The organism is Neisseria sp. P0021.S006, assembly GCF_051956895.1.
In genome coordinates this window covers 1-503 of sequence record NZ_JBQCWZ010001088.1, presented here as the reverse complement: position 1 = coordinate 503, position 503 = coordinate 1, and the positions used below count along the sequence as shown (strand labels likewise).

Genomic DNA, 503 nt, shown 5'->3' with positions numbered 1-503 from the left:
ACCTAATCGCGCCCCAGCCATGGGGCAAACAGCGCGTCATCCGCATCGAAAATCTAAAATATCAGCAGTTTATCCGTCCTCACGATGAAGTGTCGGTAGAGCTGAAATTTGATGAAGGTAAAAACAAACTGAGCTTTAAAATCAACAACGGAGAGCATCCGTGTGCATCAGGACGGATTGTGTTTGAGGCCGTCTGAATATACCTATTAACTTTTTAGTGGAAAACCAACAATATGCAACTCTTCCCTGCCCTAGAACAACGCTATTCCCACGAACACCAGTCCGCAGGCGAGGCTCAACGTCTGGCTCAAGAAATCGCTTTTGCACCGATTGTGTTCCAAGTTTCTCGCCTGATGGTGAAATTTGGCATTCTGGATTTGCTGAACGACCATCCAGACGGCCTCACTCAAGCTGACATCGCCGAAAAAGCGAAAATCAGCAACTACGCGGCACAAGTCCTGCTGGAAGCCTCGCTGTCTATCGGCACTGTCTTGACTCGCGAC

The 503-nt window shown here is 48.7% G+C and carries 2 pseudogenes; both read left to right on the top strand.

The features are described 5' to 3' along the window. A pseudogene (locus tag ACTHUM_RS18870) lies at positions 1–197 on the top strand (AMP-binding protein); the annotation flags it as partial. Positions 198–233: 36 nt separating this feature from the next. Then, a pseudogene (locus ACTHUM_RS18865) lies at positions 234–503 on the top strand (SAM-dependent methyltransferase); the annotation flags it as partial.